At 67.2% G+C, this 26,838-nt stretch carries 27 protein-coding genes; 11 read left to right on the plus strand and 16 right to left on the minus strand.

Annotated elements, in window-relative coordinates; all coding sequences use genetic code 11:
* Positions 1 to 119: 119 nt before the first annotated feature.
* From AC1RM6_RS13870 to AC1RM6_RS13880, 3 genes are all read left to right on the plus strand, one after another.
* The gene (locus AC1RM6_RS13870; protein ID WP_493102111.1) at positions 120 to 1,151 is read left to right on the plus strand and encodes a hypothetical protein; all 1,032 of its coding nucleotides are present in this window, start codon (positions 120 to 122) and stop codon (positions 1,149 to 1,151) included.
* A 208-nt stretch (positions 1,152 to 1,359) separates the two neighbouring features.
* Positions 1,360 to 2,775 (plus strand): mechanosensitive ion channel family protein, encoded by a 1,416-nt coding sequence (locus AC1RM6_RS13875; protein ID WP_493102113.1) that lies wholly within the window; start codon positions 1,360 to 1,362, stop codon positions 2,773 to 2,775.
* 163 nt (positions 2,776 to 2,938) lie between these two features.
* Positions 2,939 to 3,328 carry a hypothetical protein gene (locus AC1RM6_RS13880; RefSeq protein WP_493102115.1) on the plus strand — a complete coding sequence of 130 codons (390 nt, stop codon included), beginning with the start codon at positions 2,939 to 2,941 and terminating at the stop codon, positions 3,326 to 3,328.
* Between the two features lie 16 nt (positions 3,329 to 3,344).
* On the opposite strand, the gene AC1RM6_RS13885 is transcribed toward AC1RM6_RS13880, so the two are convergent.
* The 3 genes from AC1RM6_RS13885 to AC1RM6_RS13895 all read right to left on the minus strand — a co-directional run bounded on the left by AC1RM6_RS13885 (position 3,345) and on the right by AC1RM6_RS13895 (position 8,374).
* Positions 3,345 to 3,677 carry a hypothetical protein gene (locus AC1RM6_RS13885; RefSeq protein WP_493102116.1) on the minus strand — a complete coding sequence of 111 codons (333 nt, stop codon included), beginning with the start codon at positions 3,675 to 3,677 and terminating at the stop codon, positions 3,345 to 3,347.
* A 183-nt stretch (positions 3,678 to 3,860) separates the two neighbouring features.
* Positions 3,861 to 6,566 carry an adenylate/guanylate cyclase domain-containing protein gene (locus AC1RM6_RS13890; protein ID WP_493102118.1) on the minus strand — a complete coding sequence of 902 codons (2,706 nt, stop codon included), beginning with the start codon at positions 6,564 to 6,566 and terminating at the stop codon, positions 3,861 to 3,863.
* Positions 6,563 to 8,374, minus strand: a complete 1,812-nt coding sequence (locus AC1RM6_RS13895; RefSeq protein WP_493102120.1) for a GAF domain-containing protein — start codon at positions 8,372 to 8,374, stop codon at positions 6,563 to 6,565. Before AC1RM6_RS13895 ends, AC1RM6_RS13890 begins: the two co-directional genes overlap by 4 nt.
* Positions 8,375 to 8,742: 368 nt before the next feature.
* On the opposite strand from AC1RM6_RS13895, the gene AC1RM6_RS13900 reads away from it, so the two are divergent.
* The 6 genes from AC1RM6_RS13900 (at position 8,743) to AC1RM6_RS13925 (ending at position 13,765) form a co-directional block, all read left to right on the plus strand.
* Positions 8,743 to 9,486, plus strand: coding sequence for a hypothetical protein (locus AC1RM6_RS13900; RefSeq protein ID WP_493102125.1), 744 nt, complete (start codon positions 8,743 to 8,745; stop codon positions 9,484 to 9,486).
* The gene (locus AC1RM6_RS13905; protein WP_493102127.1) at positions 9,483 to 9,914 is read left to right on the plus strand and encodes a hypothetical protein; all 432 of its coding nucleotides are present in this window, start codon (positions 9,483 to 9,485) and stop codon (positions 9,912 to 9,914) included. The genes AC1RM6_RS13900 and AC1RM6_RS13905 overlap by 4 nt, the downstream gene beginning before the upstream one ends.
* 248 nt (positions 9,915 to 10,162) lie before the next feature.
* Positions 10,163 to 11,017 carry a hypothetical protein gene (locus tag AC1RM6_RS13910; protein ID WP_493102129.1) on the plus strand — a complete coding sequence of 285 codons (855 nt, stop codon included), beginning with the start codon at positions 10,163 to 10,165 and terminating at the stop codon, positions 11,015 to 11,017.
* Positions 11,018 to 11,191: 174 nt separating this feature from the next.
* Positions 11,192 to 12,097 (plus strand): hypothetical protein, encoded by a 906-nt coding sequence (locus AC1RM6_RS13915; RefSeq protein ID WP_493102131.1) that lies wholly within the window; start codon positions 11,192 to 11,194, stop codon positions 12,095 to 12,097.
* A 565-nt stretch (positions 12,098 to 12,662) separates the two neighbouring features.
* Positions 12,663 to 13,148 (plus strand): WapI family immunity protein, encoded by a 486-nt coding sequence (locus AC1RM6_RS13920; RefSeq protein WP_493102133.1) that lies wholly within the window; start codon positions 12,663 to 12,665, stop codon positions 13,146 to 13,148.
* A gap of 161 nt (positions 13,149 to 13,309) precedes the next feature.
* Entirely contained in the window at positions 13,310 to 13,765 is a 456-nt protein-coding gene (locus AC1RM6_RS13925; RefSeq protein ID WP_493102134.1) for a YiiD C-terminal domain-containing protein, read from the plus strand.
* 16 nt (positions 13,766 to 13,781) lie between these two features.
* Here AC1RM6_RS13925 and AC1RM6_RS13930 read toward each other — a convergent pair whose 3' ends face one another.
* The 5 genes from AC1RM6_RS13930 to AC1RM6_RS13950 all read right to left on the minus strand — a co-directional run bounded on the left by AC1RM6_RS13930 (position 13,782) and on the right by AC1RM6_RS13950 (position 15,998).
* Positions 13,782 to 14,264: a hypothetical protein gene (locus tag AC1RM6_RS13930; RefSeq protein ID WP_493102136.1), complete on the minus strand. Its 483-nt coding sequence runs from the start codon at positions 14,262 to 14,264 to the stop codon at positions 13,782 to 13,784.
* Positions 14,265 to 14,307: 43 nt separating this feature from the next.
* Positions 14,308 to 14,937, minus strand: a complete 630-nt coding sequence (locus AC1RM6_RS13935; RefSeq protein ID WP_493102138.1) for a GNAT family N-acetyltransferase — start codon at positions 14,935 to 14,937, stop codon at positions 14,308 to 14,310.
* Positions 14,934 to 15,269, minus strand: a complete 336-nt coding sequence (locus AC1RM6_RS13940) for a hypothetical protein (protein ID WP_493102140.1) — start codon at positions 15,267 to 15,269, stop codon at positions 14,934 to 14,936. Before AC1RM6_RS13940 ends, AC1RM6_RS13935 begins: the two co-directional genes overlap by 4 nt.
* Positions 15,270 to 15,318: 49 nt before the next feature.
* The gene (locus AC1RM6_RS13945; protein WP_493102142.1) at positions 15,319 to 15,705 is read right to left on the minus strand and encodes a hypothetical protein; all 387 of its coding nucleotides are present in this window, start codon (positions 15,703 to 15,705) and stop codon (positions 15,319 to 15,321) included.
* A gap of 68 nt (positions 15,706 to 15,773) precedes the next feature.
* A complete protein-coding gene (locus AC1RM6_RS13950) occupies positions 15,774 to 15,998 on the minus strand; it encodes a hypothetical protein (RefSeq protein WP_493102144.1) in 225 nt (74 codons plus the stop codon).
* A 249-nt stretch (positions 15,999 to 16,247) separates the two neighbouring features.
* On the opposite strand from AC1RM6_RS13950, the gene AC1RM6_RS13955 reads away from it, so the two are divergent.
* Together AC1RM6_RS13955 and AC1RM6_RS13960 are read left to right on the plus strand one after the other, a co-directional pair.
* Positions 16,248 to 16,988: a tetratricopeptide repeat protein gene (locus AC1RM6_RS13955; RefSeq protein WP_493102146.1), complete on the plus strand. Its 741-nt coding sequence runs from the start codon at positions 16,248 to 16,250 to the stop codon at positions 16,986 to 16,988.
* 225 nt (positions 16,989 to 17,213) lie between these two features.
* Positions 17,214 to 17,450, plus strand: coding sequence for a hypothetical protein (locus AC1RM6_RS13960; protein WP_493102147.1), 237 nt, complete (start codon positions 17,214 to 17,216; stop codon positions 17,448 to 17,450).
* Between the two features lie 16 nt (positions 17,451 to 17,466).
* Here the strand turns inward: AC1RM6_RS13960 and AC1RM6_RS13965 are convergent, their stop codons facing one another.
* From AC1RM6_RS13965 to AC1RM6_RS14000, 8 genes are all read right to left on the minus strand, one after another.
* Entirely contained in the window at positions 17,467 to 17,859 is a 393-nt protein-coding gene (locus AC1RM6_RS13965) for an SseB family protein (protein ID WP_493102149.1), read from the minus strand.
* Entirely contained in the window at positions 17,856 to 18,083 is a 228-nt protein-coding gene (locus tag AC1RM6_RS13970) for a hypothetical protein (protein ID WP_493102150.1), read from the minus strand. Before AC1RM6_RS13970 ends, AC1RM6_RS13965 begins: the two co-directional genes overlap by 4 nt.
* Positions 18,084 to 18,085: 2 nt before the next feature.
* Positions 18,086 to 18,781 carry a hypothetical protein gene (locus AC1RM6_RS13975; protein ID WP_493102152.1) on the minus strand — a complete coding sequence of 232 codons (696 nt, stop codon included), beginning with the start codon at positions 18,779 to 18,781 and terminating at the stop codon, positions 18,086 to 18,088.
* A gap of 144 nt (positions 18,782 to 18,925) precedes the next feature.
* Positions 18,926 to 20,791 (minus strand): LPD3 domain-containing protein, encoded by a 1,866-nt coding sequence (locus AC1RM6_RS13980; protein WP_493102154.1) that lies wholly within the window; start codon positions 20,789 to 20,791, stop codon positions 18,926 to 18,928.
* Positions 20,792 to 21,204: 413 nt separating this feature from the next.
* On the minus strand, positions 21,205 to 21,663 hold the full coding sequence (locus AC1RM6_RS13985; RefSeq protein ID WP_493102156.1) for an Imm30 family immunity protein: 459 nt from the start codon (positions 21,661 to 21,663) through the stop codon (positions 21,205 to 21,207).
* Entirely contained in the window at positions 21,660 to 24,479 is a 2,820-nt protein-coding gene (locus tag AC1RM6_RS13990; RefSeq protein ID WP_493102158.1) for a PBECR3 domain-containing polyvalent protein, read from the minus strand. Before AC1RM6_RS13990 ends, AC1RM6_RS13985 begins: the two co-directional genes overlap by 4 nt.
* On the minus strand, positions 24,476 to 25,153 hold the full coding sequence (locus tag AC1RM6_RS13995; protein ID WP_493102160.1) for a hypothetical protein: 678 nt from the start codon (positions 25,151 to 25,153) through the stop codon (positions 24,476 to 24,478). The genes AC1RM6_RS13990 and AC1RM6_RS13995 overlap by 4 nt, the downstream gene beginning before the upstream one ends.
* Before the next feature lie 2 nt (positions 25,154 to 25,155).
* Positions 25,156 to 26,490: a hypothetical protein gene (locus AC1RM6_RS14000; RefSeq protein ID WP_493102162.1), complete on the minus strand. Its 1,335-nt coding sequence runs from the start codon at positions 26,488 to 26,490 to the stop codon at positions 25,156 to 25,158.
* Positions 26,491 to 26,838: the final 348 nt, after the last annotated feature.

Genomic DNA, 26,838 nt, shown 5'->3' on the forward strand with positions numbered 1-26,838 from the left:
TGGCGGGCCGAGTCTGCAGGGTGCGGCGAGCATAGGCATGCACGGACTAGATGTCCCCAGCGGGAGGTGCGCAGAATGGCCGCTCTTGAGCCAAAGGCCGCGATAGCAGACAAAGCCCTATGACCCTGTCTGACGTACGCCTAGGTGACCCTTGGTGGTCATCTGAGACCCGCCTGAGCGAACTGCCACCTGGCTGGCAGCCGCTCCGATATTCCGTAATCGGCAACGGCGCGCTTGCCGTCATTGCGACCGATGTCGATCTTGCTGGCGAGTGGGCGCGAATCTTTGCCATGCAGGAGCGGCTGGATCCTCCCAGCCGCCTGCGCGAACTGACGGAAGCGGGTACTGCCTTACTGATGTCTTGGGACGGTGTCGGCTGGCGGGAGGAGGTACGTGTTCCGCTGGAGACGCCGCACCCGCTGGTAGAACGCTTCGCGGACGGTCGCTGGCTGATCGTTGGTTCCCGGACAGACGGTACGCCCAACGCACGTCTTCTTGCGCCTGACGGCTCGCTGCTCGATCGCTTCATGCTCGGCGACGCGATTGAGCATGTCGGGATCGATAGCATGGGAAGGATTTGGGTCGGCTGGTTCGATGAAGGCATAGGTGGTTCCGGCAACGAAGGCTGGTGCTTACCTGGCGAAGAGCGACCACCATCAGATCGGGGCATTGGCTGCTTCGACGAGACCGGCAAGCTCATTCCGCTCCCGCCGATACCGGAGGCAGGAAGGATTTCGGACTGCTATGCGCTCGCGCCTGCCTCGGAAAGCGCGTGGGCGTGCCCATACACGGACTTCCCGCTGCTCCACGTCTCACCGGGACGATCCGTGCGCTGGTGGACGAGCGACCTGGCCGGACCGAAAGCGCTGGCAGTTGATGCCCCACACGCCCTCATCGCTGGTGGCTACGGTGAGGAGGCAAACCGCCTGGTGTTGGTTTCGCTTGATGGAGAGGGGCAAGGTCAAGCCGCGAAGCAGCTTGTTCAATGGTCGCTGCCGCTACGTCGATTGCCTACTCCAATGAATGAGTGGGCTCCCGTCTGGGATCAGCCACAGCTTCTGTCCGGTCGCGGAGACACTCTGCACCTCATTGACGATGGCGTTTGGCATCGTTGGTCCGTTGCGGAAGCGGTTGCCCAAATATGCCCATAGGTCGAACGGATGGCTGCCTTCGGGTAGGCCGATCTGTCATGGGAACGACCAACTAGGGTCGCTCGCCGCCGCTAGTTCGACGAGGGTTGCCCAATACCCAATCGAGCAGCCTTCCCGACCCGAGAGGGCACTGGTCTTATCGCTTACATTGGCCGACAACGCCCCGGTGCGCCAACCGGTGGCGCGCAACGATGCGCGGAACATATCGATGGGTCTTGCCTATTTCTCCGCCGCGCTGCTGGCGCTGACGCTGGTCGGGATCTTCGTCGTCCGGTCACGGTCGATCAGGACGAAGCTGATCTGCGAGATCCTGCTGCTGGTTGCGATCGGCGGCTATCTGATGCTGCGCGGCACGACGCCATTGCCGATGGAAGAGGAGGCCGTCCTCGGCATCGACGGCGGCTGGCTGCGCGCGCTGGCGGTGGTGTGGTGGCTGGTCGGGGCGCGGCTGGTGGCGACCGTCACCGTGCTGCTGATGGGGCGCGACGCGCGGTCGCGCCAGGCGCGGCTGTTTTCGGATCTGGCGGCGGGCGCGATCTATCTGACCGCGGGGCTGATCATCCTCAACTCGGTGCTCGACCTGCCGATCAGGGGGCTGCTCGCGACATCGGGGGTGATCGCGATCGTGCTCGGCCTCGCGCTGCAGAACACGCTGGGCGACGTGTTTTCGGGGATCGCGGTCGGGCTCGAACAGCCCTTCCATGTCGGCGACCGGGTGACGATCGGCGACCATGCCGAAGGGGTGATCGTCCAGATCAACTGGCGATCGATCCGCATCCAGACCGACGGCGAGGATCTCGCGACGATACCCAATAGCATCGTCGCCAAGAGCCAGATCGTCAACCGCAGCGTGCCGACCGAACGGCGCGCCGCCAGCGTCGAGATCCCGACCCTGTCGACCGCGCGGTCGGAGACGCTGATCGGCCTGGTCCAGCAGGCGATCCTGCTCTGCCCCGCGATCCTGACCCAGCCGGCGCCGTCGGTGACGATCCGCCATGTCGGCGCGCGGACGACGACGCTGGGCGTGACCTATTTCGTCGCGCGATCGCCCGAGCTGTCGACGGCGCGCGGCCAGTTGCTGCGCCAGGTCCGCCGGCTGTTCCGCCACGCCAATATCCAGGCGGGCGAAGAGGCCTCGCCCGCCAGCCTGCTCGCCGACCTGATCCTGTTCGAATCGCTCGACGCCAGCCAGATCGCGCATCTCGCCGAGACGCTGGTGCCGCATATGCTCGACATCGGCGATGCGATCTTCGAACAGGGCAGCCGCGGCGCGTCGCTCTATGTGATCCGCTCGGGAATCTTCGAGATCGTCGGCGAGGAGGGCGGCCGCCGCACCGCCTTCGGCCGGATCGGCCCCGGCGAATATATCGGCGAGATCAGCATGATGACCGGCGATCCGCGCCCGGTCAGCGTCCGGGCGCTGTCGTCGGGCGAGGTGCTCGAACTGCCGCGCTCGGCGATCGAGAGCCTGCTCGGCACCGACAGCGCCTTGAGCGCGGCGCTCGAACGCTCGGTCCAGCGCGGGCTGCTGCTGCTCGACCGCGACCCCGCCGCGCGCGCCTGCCAGCCGCTCGACCAGGGTGGGACGCTGCTGGGGCGGATCCGGAGCTTTCTGCATCGGTGAGTGAGGCTTTGCGCGCCATCCCCCAGCCGTCGCCCCAGCGAAGGCTGGGGTCCATGTCTGGTAAGGCAAATGCTGCGTAGTGAGGTCGGGCGCCCGGTCGACGGCAACTTGCGGGCGAGAGACATGGATGCCAGCCTGCGCTGGCAAGACGGGGAGGAGGGAAGTGCGGAGACGGGTGTCGGCTTTTGCTATCGTCTTGCTGGTTGGCGGTTGCTCGGATGTTTGCACCAATCGGCTCATGGCGCGTTCCGCGTCTGCCGACGGGCGCCATGACGCGGTGCTGTTCCGGCGTGATTGCGGCGCGACCACCGGCGTGTCGACCCAGATCGCGATCGTTGATCACGGAGAAGCGCCGGCTGGCACGGGCAATGTCTTCCGTGCCGACGATGGCCATGGCGCGGCGAAGGCGGCGGCCTGGGGCGGGCCATGGGCCGATATGCGGTGGCTGGCGCCGGACCATCTGATCGTTCGCTACGACGCGCGGTCGCGGATCTTCGCTATGGAGGAAAAGCTAGCGGGGGTGTCAGTCAGCTATCGGAAGGTGGCGCGGTGAAACGCGGCGACTTGCGCTACCGCAGCCGCTTCGCCAGCCACAGCGTCGCGACATAGCTCGCCAGCAGGCTGATCGGGGTCGCTAGCGCGCCCATCGTCAGCAGCCCGACGAACGCATAGCCCTTCGCCTCGTTGGGCGGCGGCTGGTCGGGGATGGCGTAGCGGACGATGCAGGCGCCCGCGACGAACACAAGAGGCACGAACAGCCCGCACAGCAGCACCGTGGCGATCCGGCTGCGGCGGACGACCAGCCGGCCGAGGCTGAAGCTGATCGCGAAGGTGAAGACCGCCGCGAAGGCGAGCAGGCCCAGCAGGAAGGGGATGTCGTCGGCGGCGGCGATGTTGGTCATGGGGTGGTGTTAGCGGGGGATGGCGCGGGAGTCATGCGGGGCGGTCACCATCACTCCACCGCCATGCTGAACTGGTTGCAGCATTCGCTGTGCGACAAGGGGCCGTTCCCGGGTGGAAGAGCGGATCCTGAAACGCGTTCAGGATGACGGTAAAAAAGAAGAGGCGGCGGCGTGTTGGGGCCGTCACTTGTCCTTCAGCGTCCACACCCCGTCCCAGCCGGCCACCGGCGGCGCCGCGGCGAAGGTGCGGCAGCGGTCGAGATACATGGTCGAGGGGCCATCGCCGGGCATCGCCGCAAGTGCTGCGAGGAAGGCCTGCTCGGCGTCGTCCCACGCCTGCGCCTTGTACGCCGCGACGCCGCGGCCATAGGCGTCGAGCATCGTGCCGAGCCCGTAGTCGAGTTCGGCGGCGCGATATTCGAGCGATTCGAACACCCCGACCGGGAAATCCTTGCCCTTGACCCGGATCAGGTCGATCTCGCGCATCAGCGACGGCGCGGTCAGCCGCTGGCGGGTGAATTCGGAGAACAGGATCTTCGAGCCATAAGCCTTGTTCGCGCCCTCGAGCCGCGAGGCGAGGTTCACGCTGTCGCCGATCACCGTATATTCCATGCGCTTGATCGAGCCGATATTGCCGACGATCACGTCGCCGGTGCTGATCCCCAGGCCGATGTCGAGCGGCTTCTGCCCGGCGCCGATCCGCCGGCCGTTGAGCAGCGCGAGTTCGGTCATCATCTGGTTGGCGGTCGCGATCGCATTGTCGGCGTCGTTCTCGCCGGCGAAGGGCGCGCCGAACAGCGCCATGATGGCGTCGCCGATATATTTGTCGAGGATCCCGCCATGCGCGAAGATCACGTCAACCATCTCGGTAAAATAGGCGTTGAGCATCGCCACCGTCTCGCGCGCCCCGATCTGTTCGGCGATGGTGGTGAAGCCGCGCACGTCGGAGAACAGGATCGACACGGTCTGGTCCTTGCCGGTCAGCTCGCTCTCGCCGGCCTCGAGCAGCTGGTCGGCGACCTCCTTCGACATATAGCGCGCCATCGTCGATCGGACGCGTTTCTCGGAGGTGATGTCCTCCATCACCAGCATCGATCCGATCCGCTGCTCGTTGGCGTCGATCAACGGCGCCGCGGTGAGGTTGACCGACGCCGATCCGCCGCCGGGATGGGCGATCTCGGCATCGACCGCGAGCTGCGCCTCCTTGTCGAGGTCGCTGCGCTCCATCTGCTCGAATATCCAGGCATTGGCGCCGTCGAACGCGTCGCGCGCTGGCACCCCGACCAGATTGTCGGCCGTCCCCATCAGCTTGAGCGCGGCGTCGTTGGTGGTGACGATCCGGTTGTCGGCGTCGAAGGTGATCACCCCGTTCGACGTACTCTTGAGGATGCTCTCGTTATAATTCTTCATGCTCAGCACGTCATCGAACAGCCGGGCATTGTCGAGGCACACCGCGATCTGCGCCGAGAAGGCGCGCAGCCGGGCCTCGTCCTTCAAGGTGAAGCCGCCGCCGCCGCGCTTGTTGAGCACCTGGGTCACGCCGACCCGGCCGCCCTGCTTGTCGAGGATCGGGTGGCAGACGATCGAGGTGGTGTGGAAGCCGGTGTCGCGATCGACCTTCTGGTTGAAACGCGGATCGGCATAGGGATCGGAGATATTCTCGGCGATGCCGCTGGTGAACACCGCGCCGGCGATGCCGGTGTTCGACGGGATCCGGATCTCGGTGACCAGGTCGCCCTCGGCGAACAGCGAGAACAGCTCGTCGGTGCGGGCGTCGTAGACGAAGCAGGTCGATCGCTCGGCGCCGAGCAGCTCGGTGGTCGCGCGCATGATCCGCGCGATCAAGATGTCGAGCTGGAGCTCGCCGGCGAGGTCGTTGCTGATCGCCAGGATCAGCTGTTCCTCGCGCAGCGCCTCGATCATCAGCTGGAAACCGCGGAAGATGTCGGCATATTCGTCGGTCGACAGCACGTCGACCTCGACCTCGTCGAGCCGGCCATTCTCGACCGATCGCATCCCCTGGACCAGCCGGCTCGCCGATCGCGACACTTCGAGCGCGGTCAGGATCGCCATCATCACCGAACCCAGCACGCACACGATCAGCACGCCCGCGATCCAGACGTAGAAGGGCAGCATCTGCGCCAGGTCGACGCGGATGCCCTGCATCTGGAACAGCCGCCCGACCTTGAACACCATCGACAGGCCGAAGAACACCAGCGGCAGCGCGGTGACGAAGATCGCCAGATAGAGCAGCTTGCTCTTGAGGTGGATCGACACCAGCCGCTGCTGATATTCGGGGGGCAGCGGCCCCGACATCGCGTCGGACAGCCGCAGGATCGTCGGCACCATCGCCCGGCTGACCCCGAAATATTCGAAGATCGCATGGGTGGGCGAGGCGAAGAACATCGTCGTCATGCAGAAGGCGATGATCTGCCAGTTCTGGAAGCCGGCATCGACCAGGACGTTCGCCGCCGAGAACACGATCCACACCATCAGCGTCACCAGCGGCCCGTGCACGAAGGTGACCCGCAGGAACGAATAGAAGGGCAGGTTGAGCGACCATACCACCGCCTCGGCCAGCACCGGCTCGGACGGCTGCTGGCCGCGGTCGAGCGCTTCGAGCGCGGCCTTGATCGGCCGGAAATGGCGGACGATCAGATAGACGTCGGAAAGATTGTAGACCGCGACCACCAGCGGCATCTCGATGAACAGCACGATCCACTGATAGGCGCCGAGTTCGAGCCCGAGCAGGGCGAGCAGCATCGTGATGACGATCGCCGCCGCGCAGCCGCCCTGGTACAGCCACACCAGCTTCCAGAACAGCTGGCGCGCGGTCTGCGCGCGCGGCATCGCGTCGCGGGGGACCGGAATGGCGGTCTGGGTGTTCACGCGGCTCCGATCGCCAACAGCTCGGCGCGGCGCAATTCGGTTTCGACCATCGACGCCAGATCGGCGAGCAGCGCGCGCTCCTCGGGCGGCATCGCCCGCGGACGGGTGTCGAGGATGCACAAGGTGCCGATCGGCTGGCCTCCACGGGCATAGATCGGCGCGCCGGCATAGAAGCGGATGCGCGGCCCTTCCTTGACCAGCGGATGTTCGCGGAAGCGGTCGTCGAGCAGCGTGTCGGGCACCACCAGCATCGCCCGCGCCGCCACCGCATGCGCGCAGAAGCTCACCTCGCGCGGGGTCTCGTCGAGTTCGGTGCCATAGCAGGATTTGAACCATTGCCGTTCGGCATCGACCAGCGAGATCAGCGAGATCGGCACCTTGAACAAGGCCGCCGCCAGCCTCGTGTGGCGATCGAAGCGTTCCTCGGCGGGGCTGTCGAGGATGTCGAGCGCGTGGAGCGCGGCGATCCGGTCGGCCTCGTCCTCGGGGATCGGCGGGCGTTCCCAGCGCACCTCGTTGCGCAGCAGCCAGGTGCGGATGCGGGTGCGGGCATATTCGACCGACCAGGGCTCCTCGAGCCGGTCGACCGTGCCGGCGTCGGGCGGGCCGTTGCCGCCGACCAGCATCGTCGCGACCGGGGTGCCGCCATTGTCGCTGCGGATCTTCTCCAGCGCGCGGTCGAGCCCGGGCAGGCCGAGTTCGGCGATCACCAGTGCCGGCGGCCGCTGCCGCGCGAGCGCGGTGCTTTCGGGGGCGCTGCCGGCATGGCTCAGATGGATCGGCTCCTGGTTCACCGCGCGGCCGATCCGTTCGATCACCCCGGCATCGGCGGCGATCAGCAGCACCGACGGCACCGCCAGCATCGATCCGGCGCGGATCGCGCTGACATTGCTCAGCGTGTTGTTCGCGGCGATGGCGTTGGCGGCGAACGACAGCATCGTCACCGGTTTCTCGTCGAGGTCGATCACCATCCCCTCCGCCGCGGCGATCAGCTTGGGGTCGCCGGGGCGCAGCAGCTTGCGCAGCTCGGCCATCGCCGCGTCGACCGCGTCGTCGTTGCGCAATGGGTCGTGATGGGTGAGCGCCAGCCGCTTGGCGCCGGCGGCGCGGCCCATCTGCAGCGCATATTCGATCGTGCTGTGCCCCCAGCCGCGCTTCGCCTCATATTCGGTGGCGAGATATTGGGCGTCGTGGATGATCAGGTCGGCGCCGCGCATGAAATCGGCATGGGCGGCGTCCTCGCCGGCGATCTCGGCATCGCCGACCGCCAGCTCGCGCGAATGCGGTTCATGGTCGCAGGCATAGACCATCGTCGCCCCGCCCGATTCCAGCCGGAAGGCGAGGGTGAGCGCGGGATGGTTGAGATAGCGGGTGTGGATGACGACATCGTCGATGACGAAGCTGCCCTCGCCCAGATTATTGTAGCGGACCTTGCCCCCGAACGCGTCGAGCGTGACCGGGAAATAGGTATATTCCATCTGCCCGGCGAGCGCCTCCTGCAGCGACTCGTCGAAGCCCTGCGGCGCGTAGAGATCCCATTCGTGGCCAGGGACGAAGAAGGGGGTGAAGAAGGGGATGCCCTGGATATGGTCCCAATGGGTGTGGCTGATCAGCATATGGCCGCGCGACGGCCCGCCCTCGGCCATGATCGCCTGGCCGAGCTCGTGCCCGCCGGTGCCGCAATCGATCACGATCCGGGTGCCCCCGTCCGAAATCACCTCGATGCACGATGTGTTGCCGCCATATCGTATCGTCGCGGGGCCCGGCTTGGCCAATGATCCCCGCGTTCCCCAGAAGCGTACCCGCATGGCGAGCTCTCCCTGTCCCCTGCCTGCGCGACACTAGCCACAGTCGCCCCGCGAAGTCGACTGTTTTGCAGGTCTATTACAGCGGGTTGGGCGGGTGGTTTCGGGACGGGGACGCGCAACCGGCGGCGCGATCGGCGGCGATCCGGGGCAGGTGCCGTGGGCGCGGCCGGTGTGCCTGCCACCGGCCGGCACCGACCTCAGCGAATGACCAGCGCGAACGACGCGACATGCGCGGCGAGCGCGCAGGCAACGATCATCATGGCATGGCCGTCGAGATATTTCTTCATGACATACTCCCCCAAAAGCACCCGGCCGCCGACCCGTGAAGAAACGCGACCCGCCTGCCGCGACCCCGCGAAGTCGGGGGCATGGCAAGCCGGAGTCCGTTACGCCAAAGACATGAACAAAGCGTTGGCATGAGCGCATCGGGGAAGTTCGAAGGCAGGATTGCCAGTCGGACGGAGCATTTCTATCCTGCGTCGATGCCGGCTCCGCCTGATCTTCGCGACGCGCGCAAGATGTTCACCGCTTTCGATGCTCCGCTGCTCGCGGAGGCGTTCCCTGCGGCGTGGCGTGACGAGGCTCTGCCGGCGGGCGCGGCTGTCTGCCGGACGCTTCATCCGACGCAGTGGAGCGAACGCTTCCCCGTTCGGGTCATCGAAGAGACGGTCCTGATCCCGGCGCGGCTGCATTTCGCGACGATCGGGCCGCCATTGCCGCTCGACGATATGGCCGGGTTGATGGCTCGCGCGCTGCAGACCCGCAGCAACGATGGCTATGAGCGCCAGCGTGCGGCACGCGATGTCATGGTCGATCTGCAGCCATGGTCGGCCCCGTTCATCGTCGCGCTGATCGGCGAATATATCGATCGGATACTCCTCGATATCGAGGCGGCCCTCACCCCCGAGAGATTGCGAGCCCTGACCGAATTCGTCGCCGCCAACCCCCTTTATTGGGAGACGACCAAACGCCGCCTCATGAGCTATTGGAGCGTCTATCATCGCGCCACCTATCGCCGGTCGGACTATGCCGGATTCCGGATCGTCGAACGGATCGAGGCCGGCCTGGCACCCGCTTCGCTTTCGCCGCAACGAAGGATGCGCCGGGGATGAGCATCGACGCGATCGACCGGATCGGTTGGCTGGCATGGGGAACGGCGGCGATCGCGATCGCCTTCGTCGCCCGATCCGATGTGGCGGGGATGGTCGCTTTCTACCATGACAGCCTGACCCGGGCCGGCTTCGGGCTCGCGATGCTCGGCTGGATCGTCGCGACCTATGGCCCGATGACGCTGGCGGTGCTGTTCTGGCGATCGGCGCGCATGCGGTCGCATCGGTCGGCAAGACTGATGTTCCTGCCTTGCGTCATCGCCGTCGCCGCGGTCGGTGAGGCGATGCTGTACGTGGCGACCGGCGGCTTTGCCGAACTGGGGCCGGACCTCGTCCTGCGGCCGGCATGGCTGCTGCTTATCCTGATCGTCGCGGCATATCCTGTCGCGACGATGGCACCCGCGATGCTGCGCCGCCTGCGGCGCGGATGATCCGCGCCATCCGGCAACCGACTCCACTTCGGATGAAGTCGTGTCTCACAACAATTCGCTGACAGTGCACTTTTACGGCCGGACGACAAGAAAGGCGCGCCAAAAATACACTGTCACCGGTCTGATCGTCCATCGATTTGATCTTCAACCCTTCCCGAACATTCACCTTTTCGGCTTCATGCCATAAGGTCTGGCTTCGCAAGGGGGCGTGCATGGCGTCGATCGGATCGGTTCAGCCGAAAATAGGCATGATCGTGCACGCCATCATCGGCTTGCTCGTCGGTGCCGCCCTGCCGGAGGCGGCGTTCGCGCTGACCCCGCAACAGGCGCAGACGCTTCCGGTTGCCGAGCTCGCGCGCGTCGTGCTCGGCGAGGGGGGCGCGCCCGTCGTCGATGTCGACCGGCCGGCCTGGCCGGTCTGCTCGGGGCTGTGCCCGGCGCCGACCGCCGATGAGGTGCGGATGCGCGAGGGGCCGGCGCCGCTCGACAACGGCATGACCTTCTACCAGCGGCCCGTCGCGATCTGGGGCGGCCGCATCTGGACCGGCACCTGCGCGACCACCTTGATCCGGGTCGCCTATGGCGACGGCGGGGTCGCCGGGATCACGACCGAGATGCGATATGGCGCGCCGGGCGGGCTGCGGGGACGTCCGCCCGCCGGGGCGCCCGGCGCGGACGCGCAGATGCGCGCCGAAATGGCGGCCTGTGCCGGGACGGCGGGGGTGAAATCCTTCTTCCAGGCCGACAACTGGATGGTCGCCTATCGCGCGCTGGTGGCCAGCCGCCTGTTCCGCGATGCGGCGCGGGGTTCGAAGCCGCTGCGCTTCAAATTTTCGTGCGAGATCCATATGCGCCCCGATTGCGGCCTGCCCGACGCCACCGACATCGCCGGCAGCGTCGACGAAACCGCCATCCGCGCCGCGAGCCAGGTCGGGTGCGCGTCGCGATTGCCGACAGCGGGACTCGATCCGCTGGCCGATCGCGCCTGTTTCGATGTGTCGCTGGCGTCGCGAGGCGAGGGGTTCGTGGCCGAGATGGTCGGCGGCACGGACGATCCCCGCATCGCCGGCTTTCATTATTATCGGGTTCGGGTCGTCTATTGATCGCGTCCCCGATCCTCGTCGGGCTGGAAACGGCGTTTCGCCGGATCGCGATCGCCCCCGTCGTCGCCCGGCAACCGACTCCACTTCGGATGAAGTCGCGTCTCGCCGCTTGACGGCGCGGCCGCCCCGGCGTCAATCTCGCCGTGCCGTGGGGACGGCATTTCGGGGGACTATATGATCGCAATCCATCGGGCCGCCGCGGTGGCGGCACTTCTCGGCATCGCCGTGCCGGCGCTCGCCGCGCCGAACTATAGCGTCTATGCGGTCCAGACCGGGCAGGAGACGGTGCGCTATCGCCAGGGTGTGCCGACGCTCGACCTCGAGACCGACGGCGCCGCGGTGCAGGTCACCCCGCGCGCGATGGATCATGGCAGCCTGGCGTTCGACATTGCCGTCTACAACAAGGGCGCCGACGGCTTCAATTTCGACATCGGCGATATCGACGTGCGTGCCGGCGACCAGCATCTGGCGGTGTTCAGCAAGGACGAACTGATCGCCAAGGCCAAGAACCGGGCGATCTGGTCGCAGATCGGCATGGCGGTGCTCGCGGGCGCGGCTGCCGCCGCGGTCGCCAATGCGCACAGCACCAACAGCTATCGCAGCCGCACCTATTTTCCGGGCTATGGCACCGTCACCCATGTCGCGCGCTGGCGCGACAATTCGATCGGCCAGCTCGGCGTCGTCGCCTCGGTCGCGGGCGGGGCGATCGCGATCAAGGGCATCCAGAACCGGCTCGACTATACCGTGCAGAACCTGTCCGACGACGTCGTCCAGATGAACACGATCGACGGCGACAGCAGCTATGCCGGCAAGATCGTCGTCGAGAAGATCAAGGCGAAGACGCTGCCCCAGGAGATCCGCATCGTCGTCAGCGCCCATGGCGTGCCACATGCCTTCGCCTTCCGGCTGGCGCTGTCGGGGCATGACGTCCCGCCGGCCTTCACCGCGGTGACGAAGGCATCCGCGGCGCCCGTGGCCCCGCTGGGGGTGGTGGTGCCGGCGGCAGCGTCTCCGGCCGCCCAGCCGCCGGCGGCGGTGCCGGCCGCGCCGGTGACTCCGGTCGCGACCTCGATCGGCTGATGGGTTCGGGTGATCCCGTTGGCGATCCATGGGCTGGGCATGCCGTCGGCCGTCGCTCTTGCCTCGTCACGGCATGCTGCGCGCAGGAAACAGTCGCAATCCGCTCGACGATCCCAGTAATGGCAGCAGTCAGTCTTTTGTGGTCGGCTACGGGCTGCTGGGCACAAAATGGACCCCTTCCCGAGTCGGCAAGCGCGAGCATCGGCTATGAGACCGTGGCAGCCGCGATGGCGGACCTTCGTTCAAAGCCGGGCGTAGTCTTCACCACGGAGAACGGCTGGGCGATAGCAACTGATCGTGCAGCACTGAGCATTTGGTCCTTCGCCCCTGAGCAATACCCGGCCTATCCGGCCGTCGTACTGAGAAAGGCCGTTCCACGTGGACAGCAATCCACGATAGTCATGAACGTGCTCTGTGAAGCGTCGAAAACGGCATGCGACGATTTGGTGCGAACCTTTGCCACGATGAACGGCCTTCCCGTTCCGAATTAAAGATGTCAGTCCGACCGGGTCGGTTTTATCTGATGGGGCGATCCGCCGAACCCGCCCCAGTAGCGGACATCGCAGTGGGCAGCTATGCTGCGAGGGTGGAGAACGAGGCACACGCAACCTTTGAGGGATCATCGGGCTCGCTACGCATTGGCGTAGAACGCTACCAGTTTCCGGAAATCACGGATGACGATTGGGACTCCAATTGGCTGATCATCAACGGCGATGCCGTCCTTGAAGACAAATCGTGGAGCTTTCGTGATCCCTGCTTGACCACCTTTGAAATGGAGCGTCTCGCCGATTGGCTCGAGCAAGTCTCTTCCGGTGGAAACCGGAAGACATTTTGCGGCTTTACCGAACCGAACCTCGATTTTGAGCAGGTGTCGGATACGACCGTTCGAATTGCGTTTTCGCTCGAGGCCCTGCCGCCTTGGAGCAAACGCGCCGGCGACTTTGGTGTGGTTGGGTTCAACTTCCCGATCGACGATCGGCTTGGTGCTGCCGCGAGCAGCCTGCGGGCACTTTTGACACGCTTCCCGATCCGGGCGCGCAACGGCGGCTAACCACCCAAACCGACATCACCTTCCCGGACCCACAACCCGAACTCTCGCCGGCGAGCGGCGATTATGCATCGATCGGAACGCTTCGGTCGTAAATGCGCATGACTGTCTTGGATCGTCCGTCGCGACATGGCATCGCTTTGCGCCGACGACGGGCAGGGTGCATGGATAGCGAAGCGAACCTCGAAGACTATCTCCACCGACAGATCCCGCTGTCGGCGGCGATGATGGTGTCGGTGCGGTCGGTCACCGCCGATGCCGTGGTCCTCGCCGCACCGATCGAGCCCAACATCAACCACAAGCACACCGTGTTTGGCGGCAGCGCCTCGGCGCTCGGCATCCTCGCCGCCTGGTCGCTGCTCCACCTGCGGCTGGTCGATGCCGGCCACCCGAGCGAGATCGTCATCCAGTCGAACCAGATGGACTATGACCGGCCGATCATCGGCGCCTTCGCCGCCGCCTCGGCGCTCGCCGATCCCGCCGCCTGGCCGGCCTTCGTGGCGATGCTGGTGCGCAAGAAGCGCGCGCGGATCGAGGTCCGGTCGGTGCTGACCTGCGACGATGCGGTCGTCGGCCGGCTGAGCGGCCGGTTCGTCGCCTTCCTGCGCAAGGGGGCGTAGCGGCGGGCGCGATTGTTCAGGAACATGCGGGCATCCTGGCCGCCATCGTCCGGAAAATCGCCGCGCGTTGCCCTGCCGTCCAAAACACCCGGAGCCCCGCCTGTAGCAAAACGCCGCGCACATGCCACCACAGATGCGCAGACGGCACACCCGCTTCGAAATTCGCTGCTTTGGCTATCAAGATCTCCTGCTGATCGGGGGTGAAGCGGTCGTTCTTCAGCTGCGCGCGATCGGCCGGAGCAGTGCATAATTGGGGGCGGTGCGTCGCGGCCTCGACCCGATCGCCGACCCAGAACCTCGCCGCCGACAGCGCCAGGGCGGTGGCCAGCACGGCGGCAAGGATCTTGGGATATCGCCTCATCTGAACCGCACGATGGCGGGGATGGTCGATGTCGGCAAGATGATCGGCGCGGATGGCGATAGGATCGGCGCCGGCCTGCGCCGATGCAGGTATCTGCCCGTGCGGCGCGCGAGCATATCGACCGAGGCAGCAGCGCATGCCGGATCGCCGGTTCCGGATCTGCGGCCTTCGCGACCGGCGATCAGCCGCCGCCTATAGGGGCGGTGGTGCCGGCTCCGATGTGCGGTGCGGCGGCCCGCATGGCGCCCGCCAAGGCGCCGAGCCGCGCCAGGTCGCGCCAGCCATAGGCCAGCTCGACCAGCATCGCGTCCGGCCGCTCGTCGGATTTCTCGCCGGCGATCGCGCCGCCGAGCCGTTCGTAGAAGCCGCGCGCCGAAGCATTGTCGCGCAGCACCCACAGCGCCGCCGCGCGATGGCCGTGACCGGCCAGCGCCTGCGCCATCGCCGCCATCAGCACGCGTCCGATCCCGCGATGCTGACCAGCGCGCAGCAGGTAGATCGCACTGATCTCACCGTCGAACCCGGCTTGTGCGAGCCTGTCGTCGCGCTGCCGTCCGCACGAACCGAAGCCGATGACGGTGCCGCCGATCTCCGCGACGAAGACCGCCACCGCGCCCGATGCAGCGGGATCGTCGAGGATAGCGCGCCACATCGCGCTGCGCCCCTCGACCGACAGCGCCGCCAGCATCGCGTCGGGGACGATACCGCGATAGGTCTCCCGCCATGCGGCGACATGGACCGCGCCGATCGCCGCGGCGTCGGCCGCGGTCGCCGGGCGCAGCCGGGTCGCGCCGCCGGCCGCTCCGGTCATGCGGCAAGCCGATCGATCAGCCGGTCGAGCGCGCGTGGTGTCAGGATCGACAGCGCCTCGGCGATCCCGTCCAGGCGGCTTTCGGTCAGCGCCGCGATCGGATCGAGCAGGTCGCGCACATGGCCGTTGAGGCGGTGGATGGCTTCATTGCCCTCGAGGAGCCGCAGCGCGGCGTCGGCCGCGTCGTAGCAGGCCCGGTTGCGGATCGTCAGTTCGGTCACACCATCGGCCAGCGCACGCAGCAGCGCGTCGCGGGGCAGGGTGGATAATGTCGCTTGCAGGGAAGGCATCGATCGAGCCTTTCGACTGTCGTTCATGGGATCGGCGTTCATGGGATCGGCGCCTCGAAGGGCGGCGGGGGAGCTCTGCGTTGCGTTACCGTCAGCGACGCCGCACATGATAGAAGACCATCACCTCCTTGAGCCTGCCGCCGTCGTCTCGTTCGAACTGCGCGAACATGGTCTGGGTCGACAGCCTGCCATCGTCGAAGCGTCCGCTGACCTCGATGCGGCATTGCGGCGTAATATAGAGATATTCACACGATACCGCCCCCACATTCACCAACTGCGCGGCGTCGCCGGTTCGCGATGCGAAGCGGGCGAAACGCGGCGACCATTCGTCCCAATGCGCCGCGATATAGGCAGCTAGCTCGGCCTGCTCCGGAAGCGCCGGGGGCATGATCGCCTGCGATCGGGTCGTGGCACAGCCGGACAGGGTTATGCCGGACAGGGGTATGAGAACCGCCAGAATCGAAAGCTGTGTCCGCATCGTTCGATCATGATCGGTTCGGGCGTCGTGGCGCAACTGTCGAAAGCTCGGCGTCGGCCCGCGCGCCATCACCCGTCGTTCGCACCCTCGCCCGGCGCGATCCCCGCCATGTGCATCCGCGCGGTACGCTCGCGGATCCGCTGATGGTTCGACTTGAACTTGCGGAAGCCGCGATGCTTTCTGCGGCCTTTCCGGATTGCCCGGAAGCGGTGGAACCGCTCGATCAGCAGCATGCCGGTCACGAAGGTGACGAATCCCAGCAGCCAGGTCCACTCGACGTCATAATGCTTCATGGCACCTCTCCCGGGCGACAGAGCATCGGGGGGCACCCGACGGGCATCGCCGTGGAAAGCCGAAACCGTTGCGGGCGATCGGCTATCGTCCGATTCGTCCCGCGCCGACTCTCCGGGCGAGCGCCAATGATACGCCTTGTCGACGCGCTTCGCATCTTTTTCGCGCGGATCGCCGCGCCCCTGTTCAGCCACATGGCCAGATGATAACGGTTCGCAACTTTGTCCACCAAGCCCGCCAGGAAGCCGTTCATGCCCAGCCCCACCAACGATCTGCTGGCGATGGACGCCGATGCCATGCGCGCGCGCATGGCCGGATCGCCCGCGGAGGCGGCTTCATTGCTCGAGGCGGGCGCCAGGGCCGGCCTGCCCGAGGCGCAGGCGCTCTATGCGCAGGTCCTGCTCGACGGCCGCGGCGTCGCCGCCGATCCGGTCGCGGCGCTGCGCTGGTTCGGTGCCGCGGCGCGCGGGGGCCATGTCATGGCGATCAACATGGTCGGCCGCTGTTACGAGAAAGGCTGGGGCGTCACCGCCGACCCGGTGGAGGCTGCGCGCTGGTACCGGGCCGCGGCCGAGGCCGGGCTCGATTGGGGCATGTACAACCATGCCAGCGCGCTGGGGCTGGGCGCCGGGGTGGCGAAAGACGAGCGTGCCGCGCTCGCCTGGTTCGGCAAGGCGGCGGCGCTGGGCCATGCCAAGTCGATCAATTTCGTCGGCGCCTTTCACGAGGAAGGCCGGCTGGTCCCGCGGGATCTGGCGCAGGCCGCCGACTGCTATGCCCGCGCGGCCGAAGGCGGCGATTTCCGCGGCCAGTTCAACCATGCCCGGATGCTCGCCGATGCCGGCGACATCGACGGCGCGATCTTCTGGGTGACCATGGCGGACCAGAAGTGCACGCCGGCGTTCCGGGCGACGATGCAGGCCTGGCTGGCGGTGTCGCCGCTGGCCGCCTTGCGCGCGGCGGCGACGGGTCTGGGGCGCGACGATCGGTAGAAGCGGCTTCGATCGATCGCGAGAACGGCCTGTCGTGATCGATGGAAAGGCGCAAGGACGAGCCGGCCCATCCGGTCGGCGGGCGCGGCTGCGCCAGGCATGATCAGTGGTCGAAAGTCCCGGCGATCCATCGGTCGGGCGGGCCGCCGATTGACTCGTTGTTTCTGATTTGTTCTCATAATGGCGAAGCGACTCGCCACCCCGGCGATCGCGCGGGGAGGGGCCATGTCGAGGATCGTCAGCCAGTATCGCTTGCGCGCCTGGCACCGTCCGCGTGCGCCGTGGCGCTTCGATCGCGACAGCGCGATCGAGGACGGGGTCGATCTGGGCTTCGTCCATCGCCATCCCGGGCGGCGCGGCGAATGGATCGCCTATTTCGAGATCATGGTCGAGATCGAGGAACGCCGGGTCGCCGCCGAGCAGGTGGTGGTGCGGCTGGCGGCGGCGGGGCGGGCGGCATGATCCGGGTTCGATATGGTCAGGCGCGGTTCAACATCGTCCGCAGTTCGGCGACGATGTCGGGGGTGACGACAAGCTGGGCGACATAGCCGGGATTCAGCACGACGCCATAAGCCGGCGGCAATCGCCGGAAGAAATCCCCGCCCGTCATCTGCACGACGAAACCGGCGGCGTGGCTGTGCAGTTCGGACCGATCGAGCGAGGTGAAGGCCGCCACCAGCGGCTGGCCATCGGCCTCGAGCAGCAGCGGTTCGAACCCGCTGCCGTCCTGCAGGACTTCGGCGCGGCTCGACACGAACAGCGGCGCCTGGGCCAGCTGGACCAGAAGCGCACGAAGCGGCGCGCCGCCGTGCCGCGCGTCGGCGATCGCGCGTTCGGCGGCGTTGGCGGGTTCGAAGGGTCTGAGGGTCATGCGCGATCATCCTGATGGAAGCCTGGATAGAGGTCGCTGGCTTCGGCGGCCGATACCCGCCGTGCCCCGCGCAGATCCTCGTGCCACAAGGTCGTGCACAGTTTGCAGCGGTTGAGGAAGGCCGGCCCGTCCGCGATCGTCGCGACCCGTTCGAAACGCTCGAACGGGGCATGATAGCCGACCGCACAATAGGCGCATGGTGTCGGCGTGCCGTCCGCCATCATCGTCACCATCCCCTTATCGGAACGCGGGTTCCGTTCGGGCCGACCTTGAACAATGTCGATCCTGCCGGCATCGGCGATCCTCCCTGTATGACGGCTTCACGCGTGGGGTTGACCAGATAGCCGTGGCCGCCCGCGAGCTTCAACGCAGTGTGGCCGCCCTCCAGAAAATGCTCAAGCGTGGTATCGTCCGCCGTCGGCAGGCGCGGATGGAATGGGTCGAGCGGGAATTCGACCCCGAAAATATCCTTGCCGCCGACATAGGCGCGTTCGAGAGACGGGGCGCCGCCGGTATGCCGATAGGCGCTGGCGGCGTCGGTGACGACCGCCGAATCCTCCGCCGGCATGAAGAAATGCGGCTGGTCGGCGAGCCCCAGCGTCGCGTTCGGGCGGTCGATATAGGGAAGCACCGCCTGGTCGAAAAAATAGACGCCTCTGGCGCCGGGCTGCCGATCGCCATCGCTGCCGGCGCGTTGCGCGTCCGGACCGGGATCGGTTTCGGTACCGAACTGTCCGGCATCGGGAGTGGGCACCTTCCCGGGGCCGCCCGTCGGTCTGCTGCCCGCGGCGCGGTCCGCGCTGCCGGCGATGGGGCCCGGGCTCGGGAGGGACGGGATGCCCCCAGGCGCCTCGTGCCGGTCGATGTCCTGCCCGGGCGTCTCTCCGTTCGTGCGCGCCGCTATCGCGTTGCGCTGCTGCATTCGGTGCTGCGGCTGGTCCCGGCCGGCTGGGAGTGCCCGATCGGTTCGATCCAGCACAAGGGCGCGGTGGCCCGCTTCGCCATTGGCGGCCGGCCCCGCACCGTCTATAAGGGAGACGGAGCCCTCGGGGGCCACATGCCGGTTTCATCCGGGTGTGGACGTCCCTGACTGGAAGGACACCGAAGAGGGCTCCACCTCCGCCACATGCTGGACCTCGACGGTGTAGAGCGGGTTCGGCGCATCGGCGGCCGTGGTCTCCTTGACCAGCATCAGGACCTGCAGCGTCCGTCCGTCGCGCGTTGCCATCGCCGCCTGAAAGCGACGGATCGCTTTGATGGTTGGTTCTCCCCGCACATCGGGCGCGGAACCATATTCGCGTGCCACCGGGAATAATGCGTCGAGATTGGCGACGGCTAGCGACTGGTCGACGCCCGAGGTCGATTTACCGACAGCTTTGCCGCTCAGCATCTTGTTGATCGTTTTGTTCGACACGGTGGCTCGCAGTCCGGTTTCGCCGTTCACCAGCCCGCGACCGACGAACGCACGCGCCGCCTTGCGGGCGTCGGCGAAGGATCGAGCGATCCGCGACGGCGTGACGGTTGCTCCCGCCGGTGGCGCGGGGCGGAGTGCGCGACCGGGCGGCGGTCGTTGTGGATCGTGCGCCACGACATGTTCGTCCGACGGATCGTTCGGCCGGGTCGAGCCACCCAGAATGTCGGTGGCCGGGGGCTTGACTGGCTGCTCGCGAGGTACGGACTCATCGCCCGGGACCGGATCGTCATGCAGTGTTAGTGCACCGTCGAATGGTGTTTTATGGGGGGCGGGCCGAGTTGCGACATCATCCGCGTTCGTCCGATGGAACGGCGCCTCGGCCACGCTCATGCCCGCGCCCAGAACGGTGCCGACGATGCCGGCATCGAGAATCCGGCGGAGTGCTTGCCCCCAGCTCATCTTCTCGTCGAGGATGCCGCTGGCATAGCCGGTTTCGATGATCTGGCTGACCATCTCCTGCGTGCCCTCGGCGGCCATTGTCTTGAGGGTGCGCGCGAAGAAGCGTCCGCCGGGTTTCATCAGCATGCCCAGCGGAATTTTTTCCGAAAGACCGCCGACCGTGCCCATGAACGCCGCGTCGGCCAGACTCAGCGCGGGATCACGGCCGCTTTCCCGGCTTTCTACATATTGGTGGCTGCCGATCTGCCCGGCAGACATTGCGGCGGTGACGGACGGGTTGCGTGTGACGACGCCGGCGATCAGCGCGGGGGCCATTTTCAGGCCGCTTTCGGCGATCATCGTCGCATAGCGTTTCGCCGTGCTGTTGCCCACATGATAGGGGGTGGCGGCGGTCTCGCGGCGTGCTTCGCGTACCATGCGCTGTCCGGGCAGAGTGCCTCGCGCCCGGGCGGTGGCGTTCAGCGATCGCGCTTCGCTGCGCGCGTCCCATTCCGCGACGGTTAGCGGCATCTCGATGTTGGCGGTATCGCCGGTCTCGGCGATCGACTGGATCATGTCGCCGAGGCTTTCCTTGAGGCTGGGCAATATGTGCCGGCCAAATGTCCGCCCGATGTCCGACCAACTGTCGGTGGGCGCGGTGCCTGCAACAGCTCCATATTTGATCGGGCGTGGGACGAGCTTGTGATCGATCGCCTTGGGAGTGGCGTTGGCCCTACCTGCCGGTGCCGTCGTGGCTCGCGGCTTCGCGGCGGCGGCCTCCAGCTTCGCTATCGCCGCTTGCTTCTTCGCATTGGCATCCTGCATGCTGCTGGGCAGCATCGGCGCGAGCGGATCGGCTAGGCCGAGATCGGACAGACCGAGATCGGCCATCAGTTGCCCTGGCCCCTTGAGGGCTCCGTTGCCCCCTTCATTCCACCACATCAGTGACGACCGGGACGGATTGCCCGGCTCGACGCTGCCGTGCCCGTCGCCGTCCGATGGTGCGCGAACGTCTTCGTCGCTTTGCGTCCATTCTGGAAGGCCGGTTCCAACGGCATCGGCATATCGCTCATTCCCCATCCCCCTGATCTGATCGTGGTTGCGCCGGCATCGGCGACGCGGTTTGTCGGACGGGCATCGTCCGATCTCTCGCGGGCGGCCGGGGCGCCGGTCCTGCATCCGGCGTTCATCCGCCATTTGTCGCGAAAGGTCGACGATCGCCGCCGAAGCCGATCCGCGGCGAATTCAGTTCTCGCCCCGGTTCATGCACCATCCTCTCTGCAGGCGAACAGGACGGACGGGACTTCGGCACGCCTTCACACGCGATCTAGGATGCGTCGGGATCTGCGAGATCGTCCGTCATATCGTCGTGAACGTGCGGCTCGGTCTCCGCTCTGGAGTGCGCCCTGGTGATATTGATCAGAACACTCTAAATTATCTTTGTTTGCCGTGATTTCCGAGCCGGCAGATATTCTATCTGCCTCGAAATCACTCTAGCCGAAACTGGCGGCGAAGGTGACGGCGGTGGTCTTGCTCAGGAAGGCGGGATCGGCGTCGGTGATCAGGTCGCACATCCGGATGATGGATCGCCTGATCGGGAAAGCCGCGCTGCGCAATTGCGAAACCAGTTCATGACGGGTCGCCTCGTGATTCAAGGTTCGAACCAGCACGATCGACGCGATATCCGGAGCCGTGATCGAAATGAGCGGGCATGCGAGCAGCAAGGATCGTACATAATCCGCGCGATCGAAAGCTTCCGCCGCATGGATGATCGAAAATAATCCGGCATCGGACATGACGTCGTCCGACAAGGTCGAAAGAAGATCATATGCCATATTGGCCGATGGATATTGCCTGATCGTTTCGATCTCGCGATCGATCCTGACCGGATTGGCATCGTCGGCGGCGATGATGTCGATGATATTGGACAGCGCTTGATCATATGGGGTCATTTCGACGGCTTCCGAAAGACATGATGGTGATGGCGGAGGTTGAGCTTGATCAGTTCGCGAAGGCCGGAACTTATGGCTGGCGTATAGAGGCCCTCTTTCCTGTAGATACGTTGGGCGTCGAGCACGCCCGCCATCAGGGCCTCGCGTGCCGGCATGTCGATATCAGCCTGCGTTCCATAGGTAAATGTGGCGCGATGGCGGCCGCCGGGCCGGTCGGTCGGATGTTCCATATTGATCGATATGGCGTCGTTCCCACGAACGCCGTCCCGCGCCATGCGGTTTGCCGACGGAATATGGTGCGGGGTGATATTGTCTCCTGCCACGCCCGCCCTGCGAAGATCGCGATGGACCCCCGCGCGCCCCTCGCCGGGCAGGAGGGCGGGGGCCGTTTGCGCATTGCTCCGATCGGGACGGGGCGCCGCTGCACCGGAATCGCTTTCCGCATCGACCCCGCTGTCGGAGAGGCCGTCGCCTCCGCCGTGGGCGGCCGCCTCCGCCCCTGACCGCAAGAACATCGAAGAAGGCTCCGCCTCCGCGACATGTTCGATTTCGACGGTATGAGGCGGGTTGGCGGCTGCGGTGGTCGGCCGGACCAGCATCCGCACCTGCAGCGTCCGCCCGTCGGGTGTCGCCATCGCCGCCTGGAAACGGCGGCCCGCCCCGATGGTCGGTTCTCCCGGAGCATCGGGCGCGACGCCATATTCGCGGGCCGCCGGGAACAGCGTGTCGAGATTGGCCACCGCCAGCGACCGGTCGATGCCCGAGGTCGGCAGGCCCGCCGCTTCGCCGCCGAGCATCTTGTCGACGGTCTTGCCGGATATCGTCGCACGCAGGCCGGTTTCGGCGTTGATCAGCCCGCGGCCGATATAGCCACGCGCCGCCTTGCGCGCATCGGCGGCGGATCGCGCCGGGCGCGCCGGCGTCACCGGTTCGCCCGGCGGGGCCATCGGCGGATCACCGGCACCGACGCTATTCGTGTCGGCCGGTGCGCGCGACATCGTCGTCGCGTCCGGGGCGGCCACGTTTCCATCCGCGCGCGCGTCGACTGTGCGAGCGCCATCCTCCCGGCTGCTCCGGGCGTTGGAATCGAGGGGCGATGCGACGCTGTCGGCATTCGTCGCCGGGGGATATTTCCTGATCGAAACCACCGCGAGACGACCGCGGTCGTTGCGCACCTCCTCGACGACCAGCGTCGACTGGTCGGGCATGCGCTTGAGCGAAACCACCTGGTCGCGGCCCAGCTTGCTTCGCGGGCCGAATATCCGGGAGTCGGGCACGGTCACGACATCGGGGAGCGCGGCGAAATCGGTGTCGGTCACCGCGATCCGCCCGCGCGCACTTTCGCGGGCGGGATCGCCGTGATGCTTGCGCACATGCCGGACCGTCGAACTGTCGATGACATGGTCGAAGCCGGCGAGGTCGATGCCGTGGCGCGATGCTTCGGCGGCCAGCCGGTCGCCGACCGCGCCCAGCGGCGCCAGCGCATGGCGGTTGCCGACGGCCGATGCGGCCTCCAGCACCCTGGTGATCGCCGTTCGTGCACTGCTCCGGTCGGGCTTGCCGCCGGTCCCGGCATTGCCGCCGGCATCGGGATGCGGCGGCGGGGGGAGCGGGGTCGGTGGCGTGTCCGCCGTGGTTCGCGCCATCGCCGGTTCCGGGGGCGGTTCGATCGGGTCCGGCCTCGGCGGCGTCGGCGTGCGTGTGGCGGGCACGGCGCGGTGGAAGGGGGCCTCGATCCCCGCGGTGCCGGCGCCGGTGAAGGCACCGACGATCCCGGCATCGCGGATCTGCTCGAGCGCTTCGTTCAGCGTGATGCTCGGGTCGATGGCGGCGGCGGTATAGGCGGTCTGCAGTCCCTGACTGACCATGTTCTGGGCGCTGTCCGCGCCGATCGTCCCGAGCGTGCGCCCCAGCAACGTCCCGCCGGGCTTCAGCACCACGCCGAGCGGCAGCGTCTGCGGCAGGCCGTCGATCGCGCCGATCACACCGGCATCGACGAGGCTCTGGCCGGTGGTGCGCCCGCGTTCGCGGCTGTCGCCATATTGGCGGCCGCCGGTCTGCCCCGTGACCATCGCCGCGCCGATCATCGGGTTGCGGGTGGCGATGCTCACCGCCAGCGCCGGCAGCGCCTGGATCCCGCCTTCGGCGATCATCGCGGCATATTTCTTGGTGGCGCTGTCGCCGAAATGATAGGGATTGGCCTCGATCTCGCGGGTCGCCGCGCGATACATTTTCTGCCCCGGCAGGTCGCCGCGCCGGCGCGCCGCCTCGACCGCGGCGGCATGTTCGGCGCGCATCGCCTCGCGTTCCGAACTGGACAGCGGCATTTCCGGATCGGTGCCGTCGCTATTTTCGACAAGCGCCTGGAGGGCGCCGCCGATCGTCTGCCTGACCATCGGTCCGGCCCGGTCGACAAGCTTGCGGCCGATGTCGGGCCAGCTGTCCTCGGCCGGTGTCGATGCGGCGATCAGCCGGTCGAGCTCGCGCCCGGCGCGCTTGCGCTCGGCGGGGCTCATCGCGGCGAAGGCGGCGATCGTCTCGCGGGCCGACGGGCCGGCCACGCGCCGCAGCGTCGCCGCATATGCCTCGGCATCGAGTCCCCACGCGGGCCTGTCCTGTCTGAGGGCAGGGCGATCCGCGGTCGCGCGGCGGCCCGCGTTCGACCGCGCGGGATTCGGGCTGCCGGTCTGCGCGGCTGGACGCGGCGGCGACGCGGCGGAGCGGTCGCCCCCGACCGGGTCGATCAGGCCCAGCGCCGCCATCCAGCCGCCCACGCCCCTGATCGCGTCGTCGATGGCTCCGGTCAGGGCGTTCACCGCCCTCGTCTCCCGATCGCCGTCGTCAGTGCCGGCATCGACCGGGCGAGCGTACCGGCCTGGTCCTCGCGGATCAGCGCACCGAACTGCTGCTCGGCCCCGGCCTGGTCGACCATCGCCCCGGGGTTGTTCTTCAGCACGATGTCCATCGCCCGGTACATCGCCGCCTCGAGCTCTTTCTCGCCGAAATCATGGATGCGCGCGGCGTCGGCGAGGTCGGCGAGATCCTCGAGCAGCTCGACCCCGCCATGATAAGCGATGTCGGGATCGATCCGCCGGCCGGCGGCGGCGGCGTTTTCGATCAGGCCGGTGACCAGCGAAGCCGCGGTGACGGCCAGATCCTGGACCGGATCGTCGGTCGCGCGCAGCGACGCCAATATGTCGGGATCGACCCCGTTCGGGCTGCGATCGTCATAGACCAGCCGCCGGCCATTGCCGACGAACGCGTCATATTGCGCCTGTTCCTCCGGCGACACGTTCGGGGTGTCGTCGGCATGCCTGCCGCCTGCGCCGGGCGCCTGCCCGGCGATCTGGAAGGCGGCGCCGGGCACCTGCCCGGCGGTCTGGAAGGTGGCGCCGGGCGCCTGCCCGGCGGTCTGGGCGCCGCCGAGCGCCCGTGCGGTGCTTCGATCGGCGGCGCCGATCGGGGCCATGGCCTGTCCGATACCGGCCATGATCAGGCCCCCCGCAGCAGGCGCTTGGCGGCGCTGTCATAATAATAGGATCCGGCCGGATTGCCGAACACCGGATAGGATATGCCGTCATAGCTGTCGGTGACCCGGGCGGCGGCCTTGCGTTTGTCGCCGGCCTCCGCGCGCGAGATCACCCCCGTGCCGACCGTGCCGATCAGGCTGGCGGTGATCGCGGGATTGTCGACCGCGAAGGTGCCGAGCTTCGCCAGGAAGCCACCGCCGCCCGCCGACGTGGCCGCAGGTGCCGCGCTGGCGACGGCCGGCATCGTCGCTGCCGTGATCTCCTGAATCGCCCCGGCCTGCGCCGCCCCGACGCCGTTCGGCAGCGCCGATGCGGTGTTGACCGCCTGCGCAGCGCTGCTGGGCCCAAGTCCGTTAACTGGGGCCGCGCTCAGCGTGCCCTTGCCGACGTTGAGCCCGCCGCCCATCGCCCCCAGCGCGCCGCCGGTCAGGCCGCCGATCAGCGCGCCTTTTTTCAGCCCCTTCAGCCCGCCGGTCGCCAGGCCCAGCGCGCCGCTGATCCCCGCGCCCGATATCGCCCCGGTCAGCGCGCCGGTCAGCGCGGTGGGCAGGCCCAGCGACGCGACCATCGTCCCGACCGCGGGCAACGCGCCCAGCGCCGCGCCGCCGGTCAGCACCACCGCGCCGATCGCCAGCGCATAGGGGGCGACCTTCTTCACCACCTTGGCGACCTTCTTGAACACTTTCACGATCCGCCCGCTCTCGTCCCGGCGATACAGCCGATACTCCGCCCACCAGTTCTGGCAGGTCGAAAAAATCTTCAATCGCCCGGTCATCATCCGTTCCCAGACGTTCAACATCCCCGCCTCGACGCTGTTCACCGCCGGCTCCAGGTCGAGCCCCAGTGCGCGATAATCGTGGATCAGCTGATGGCCGTCGCTTTGCGCGCGCCCCTGCGCGGCGGGGTCGATCACCCCGGGCAGCCAGGTCCCGCGTGCGCGGATCGCCGCGGCATGGACCGACGGCGGCGCCTCGGCGAGATAATGTTCGGCATAGAGGAAGACGGTGTCGGTCTCGCGGTCATGCGCGCCGAAGATCGCCGCGGTCCGCTTCCAGCCGACGTCGATCGCGAAACCGCGCGGCCAATGATCGGGCAGCGCGAACGGCGCGACCTTCAGCTCGCTCTCGCCGATCGGATAGATCGCCCCCGATCCCAGCGACGGTATCCCCTTGCTGCGCGCATCGCGCAGATGCGGCGGGATCGACGCGAGCATCTCGCTTTTGGTCGACTCGTCGAGATGCGGCACGTCGTCCCAGCCGCAGGTCACGACATAACGGCTCGCGCTCACCTCGGGCATCGCGTGCCGCTGCTGCTGTGGGGGGATTGCATGCCGCCATCATCGCGGGGGCAGGGGGCCGCGGCGAGGCGATTGGGCGAAGCCTGGTCCAACCTGATCGCATGACGGCGCGATATGCCGATATCGGGGGACTATCGGCCGGCCCGTCAGTCGAACCCGTTCCCCATATTCCGTCGTCCCAGCGCAGGCTGGGACCCATGTCTCGATCGTCGAAAGCAGAGGTCTGTGTATGCGCCACAGGGCTCAACCGCACCGCGCGGGGCGAGAGCCATGGATGCCAGCCTGTGCTGGCAAGACGGAATGTCGGTAACCCCCAAACGCAAAAGGGCGACCCGCAGGCCGCCCTCT

This window comes from Rhizorhabdus sp. GW822-FHT03C02, assembly GCF_058801765.1.

Coding starts and splice junctions, on each gene's coding strand:
- AC1RM6_RS13870 (WP_493102111.1), top strand. CDS start 120: ATGACCCTGTCTGACGTACGCCTAGGTGACCCTTGGTGGTCATCTGAG.
- AC1RM6_RS13875 (WP_493102113.1), top strand. CDS start 1,360: ATGGGTCTTGCCTATTTCTCCGCCGCGCTGCTGGCGCTGACGCTGGTC.
- AC1RM6_RS13885 (WP_493102116.1), bottom strand. CDS start 3,677: ATGACCAACATCGCCGCCGCCGACGACATCCCCTTCCTGCTGGGCCTG.
- AC1RM6_RS13895 (WP_493102120.1), bottom strand. CDS start 8,374: ATGCGGGTACGCTTCTGGGGAACGCGGGGATCATTGGCCAAGCCGGGC.
- AC1RM6_RS13900 (WP_493102125.1), top strand. CDS start 8,743: ATGGCAAGCCGGAGTCCGTTACGCCAAAGACATGAACAAAGCGTTGGC.
- AC1RM6_RS13905 (WP_493102127.1), top strand. CDS start 9,483: ATGAGCATCGACGCGATCGACCGGATCGGTTGGCTGGCATGGGGAACG.
- AC1RM6_RS13910 (WP_493102129.1), top strand. CDS start 10,163: ATGATCGTGCACGCCATCATCGGCTTGCTCGTCGGTGCCGCCCTGCCG.
- AC1RM6_RS13915 (WP_493102131.1), top strand. CDS start 11,192: ATGATCGCAATCCATCGGGCCGCCGCGGTGGCGGCACTTCTCGGCATC.
- AC1RM6_RS13925 (WP_493102134.1), top strand. CDS start 13,310: ATGGATAGCGAAGCGAACCTCGAAGACTATCTCCACCGACAGATCCCG.
- AC1RM6_RS13930 (WP_493102136.1), bottom strand. CDS start 14,264: ATGCGCTGCTGCCTCGGTCGATATGCTCGCGCGCCGCACGGGCAGATA.
- AC1RM6_RS13935 (WP_493102138.1), bottom strand. CDS start 14,937: ATGACCGGAGCGGCCGGCGGCGCGACCCGGCTGCGCCCGGCGACCGCG.
- AC1RM6_RS13940 (WP_493102140.1), bottom strand. CDS start 15,269: ATGAACGCCGATCCCATGAACGACAGTCGAAAGGCTCGATCGATGCCT.
- AC1RM6_RS13945 (WP_493102142.1), bottom strand. CDS start 15,705: ATGCGGACACAGCTTTCGATTCTGGCGGTTCTCATACCCCTGTCCGGC.
- AC1RM6_RS13950 (WP_493102144.1), bottom strand. CDS start 15,998: ATGAAGCATTATGACGTCGAGTGGACCTGGCTGCTGGGATTCGTCACC.
- AC1RM6_RS13955 (WP_493102146.1), top strand. CDS start 16,248: ATGCCCAGCCCCACCAACGATCTGCTGGCGATGGACGCCGATGCCATG.
- AC1RM6_RS13960 (WP_493102147.1), top strand. CDS start 17,214: ATGTCGAGGATCGTCAGCCAGTATCGCTTGCGCGCCTGGCACCGTCCG.
- AC1RM6_RS13965 (WP_493102149.1), bottom strand. CDS start 17,859: ATGACCCTCAGACCCTTCGAACCCGCCAACGCCGCCGAACGCGCGATC.
- AC1RM6_RS13970 (WP_493102150.1), bottom strand. CDS start 18,083: ATGATGGCGGACGGCACGCCGACACCATGCGCCTATTGTGCGGTCGGC.
- AC1RM6_RS13975 (WP_493102152.1), bottom strand. CDS start 18,781: ATGCAGCAGCGCAACGCGATAGCGGCGCGCACGAACGGAGAGACGCCC.
- AC1RM6_RS13980 (WP_493102154.1), bottom strand. CDS start 20,791: ATGGGGAATGAGCGATATGCCGATGCCGTTGGAACCGGCCTTCCAGAA.
- AC1RM6_RS13985 (WP_493102156.1), bottom strand. CDS start 21,663: ATGACCCCATATGATCAAGCGCTGTCCAATATCATCGACATCATCGCC.
- AC1RM6_RS13995 (WP_493102160.1), bottom strand. CDS start 25,153: ATGGCCGGTATCGGACAGGCCATGGCCCCGATCGGCGCCGCCGATCGA.
- AC1RM6_RS14000 (WP_493102162.1), bottom strand. CDS start 26,490: ATGCCCGAGGTGAGCGCGAGCCGTTATGTCGTGACCTGCGGCTGGGAC.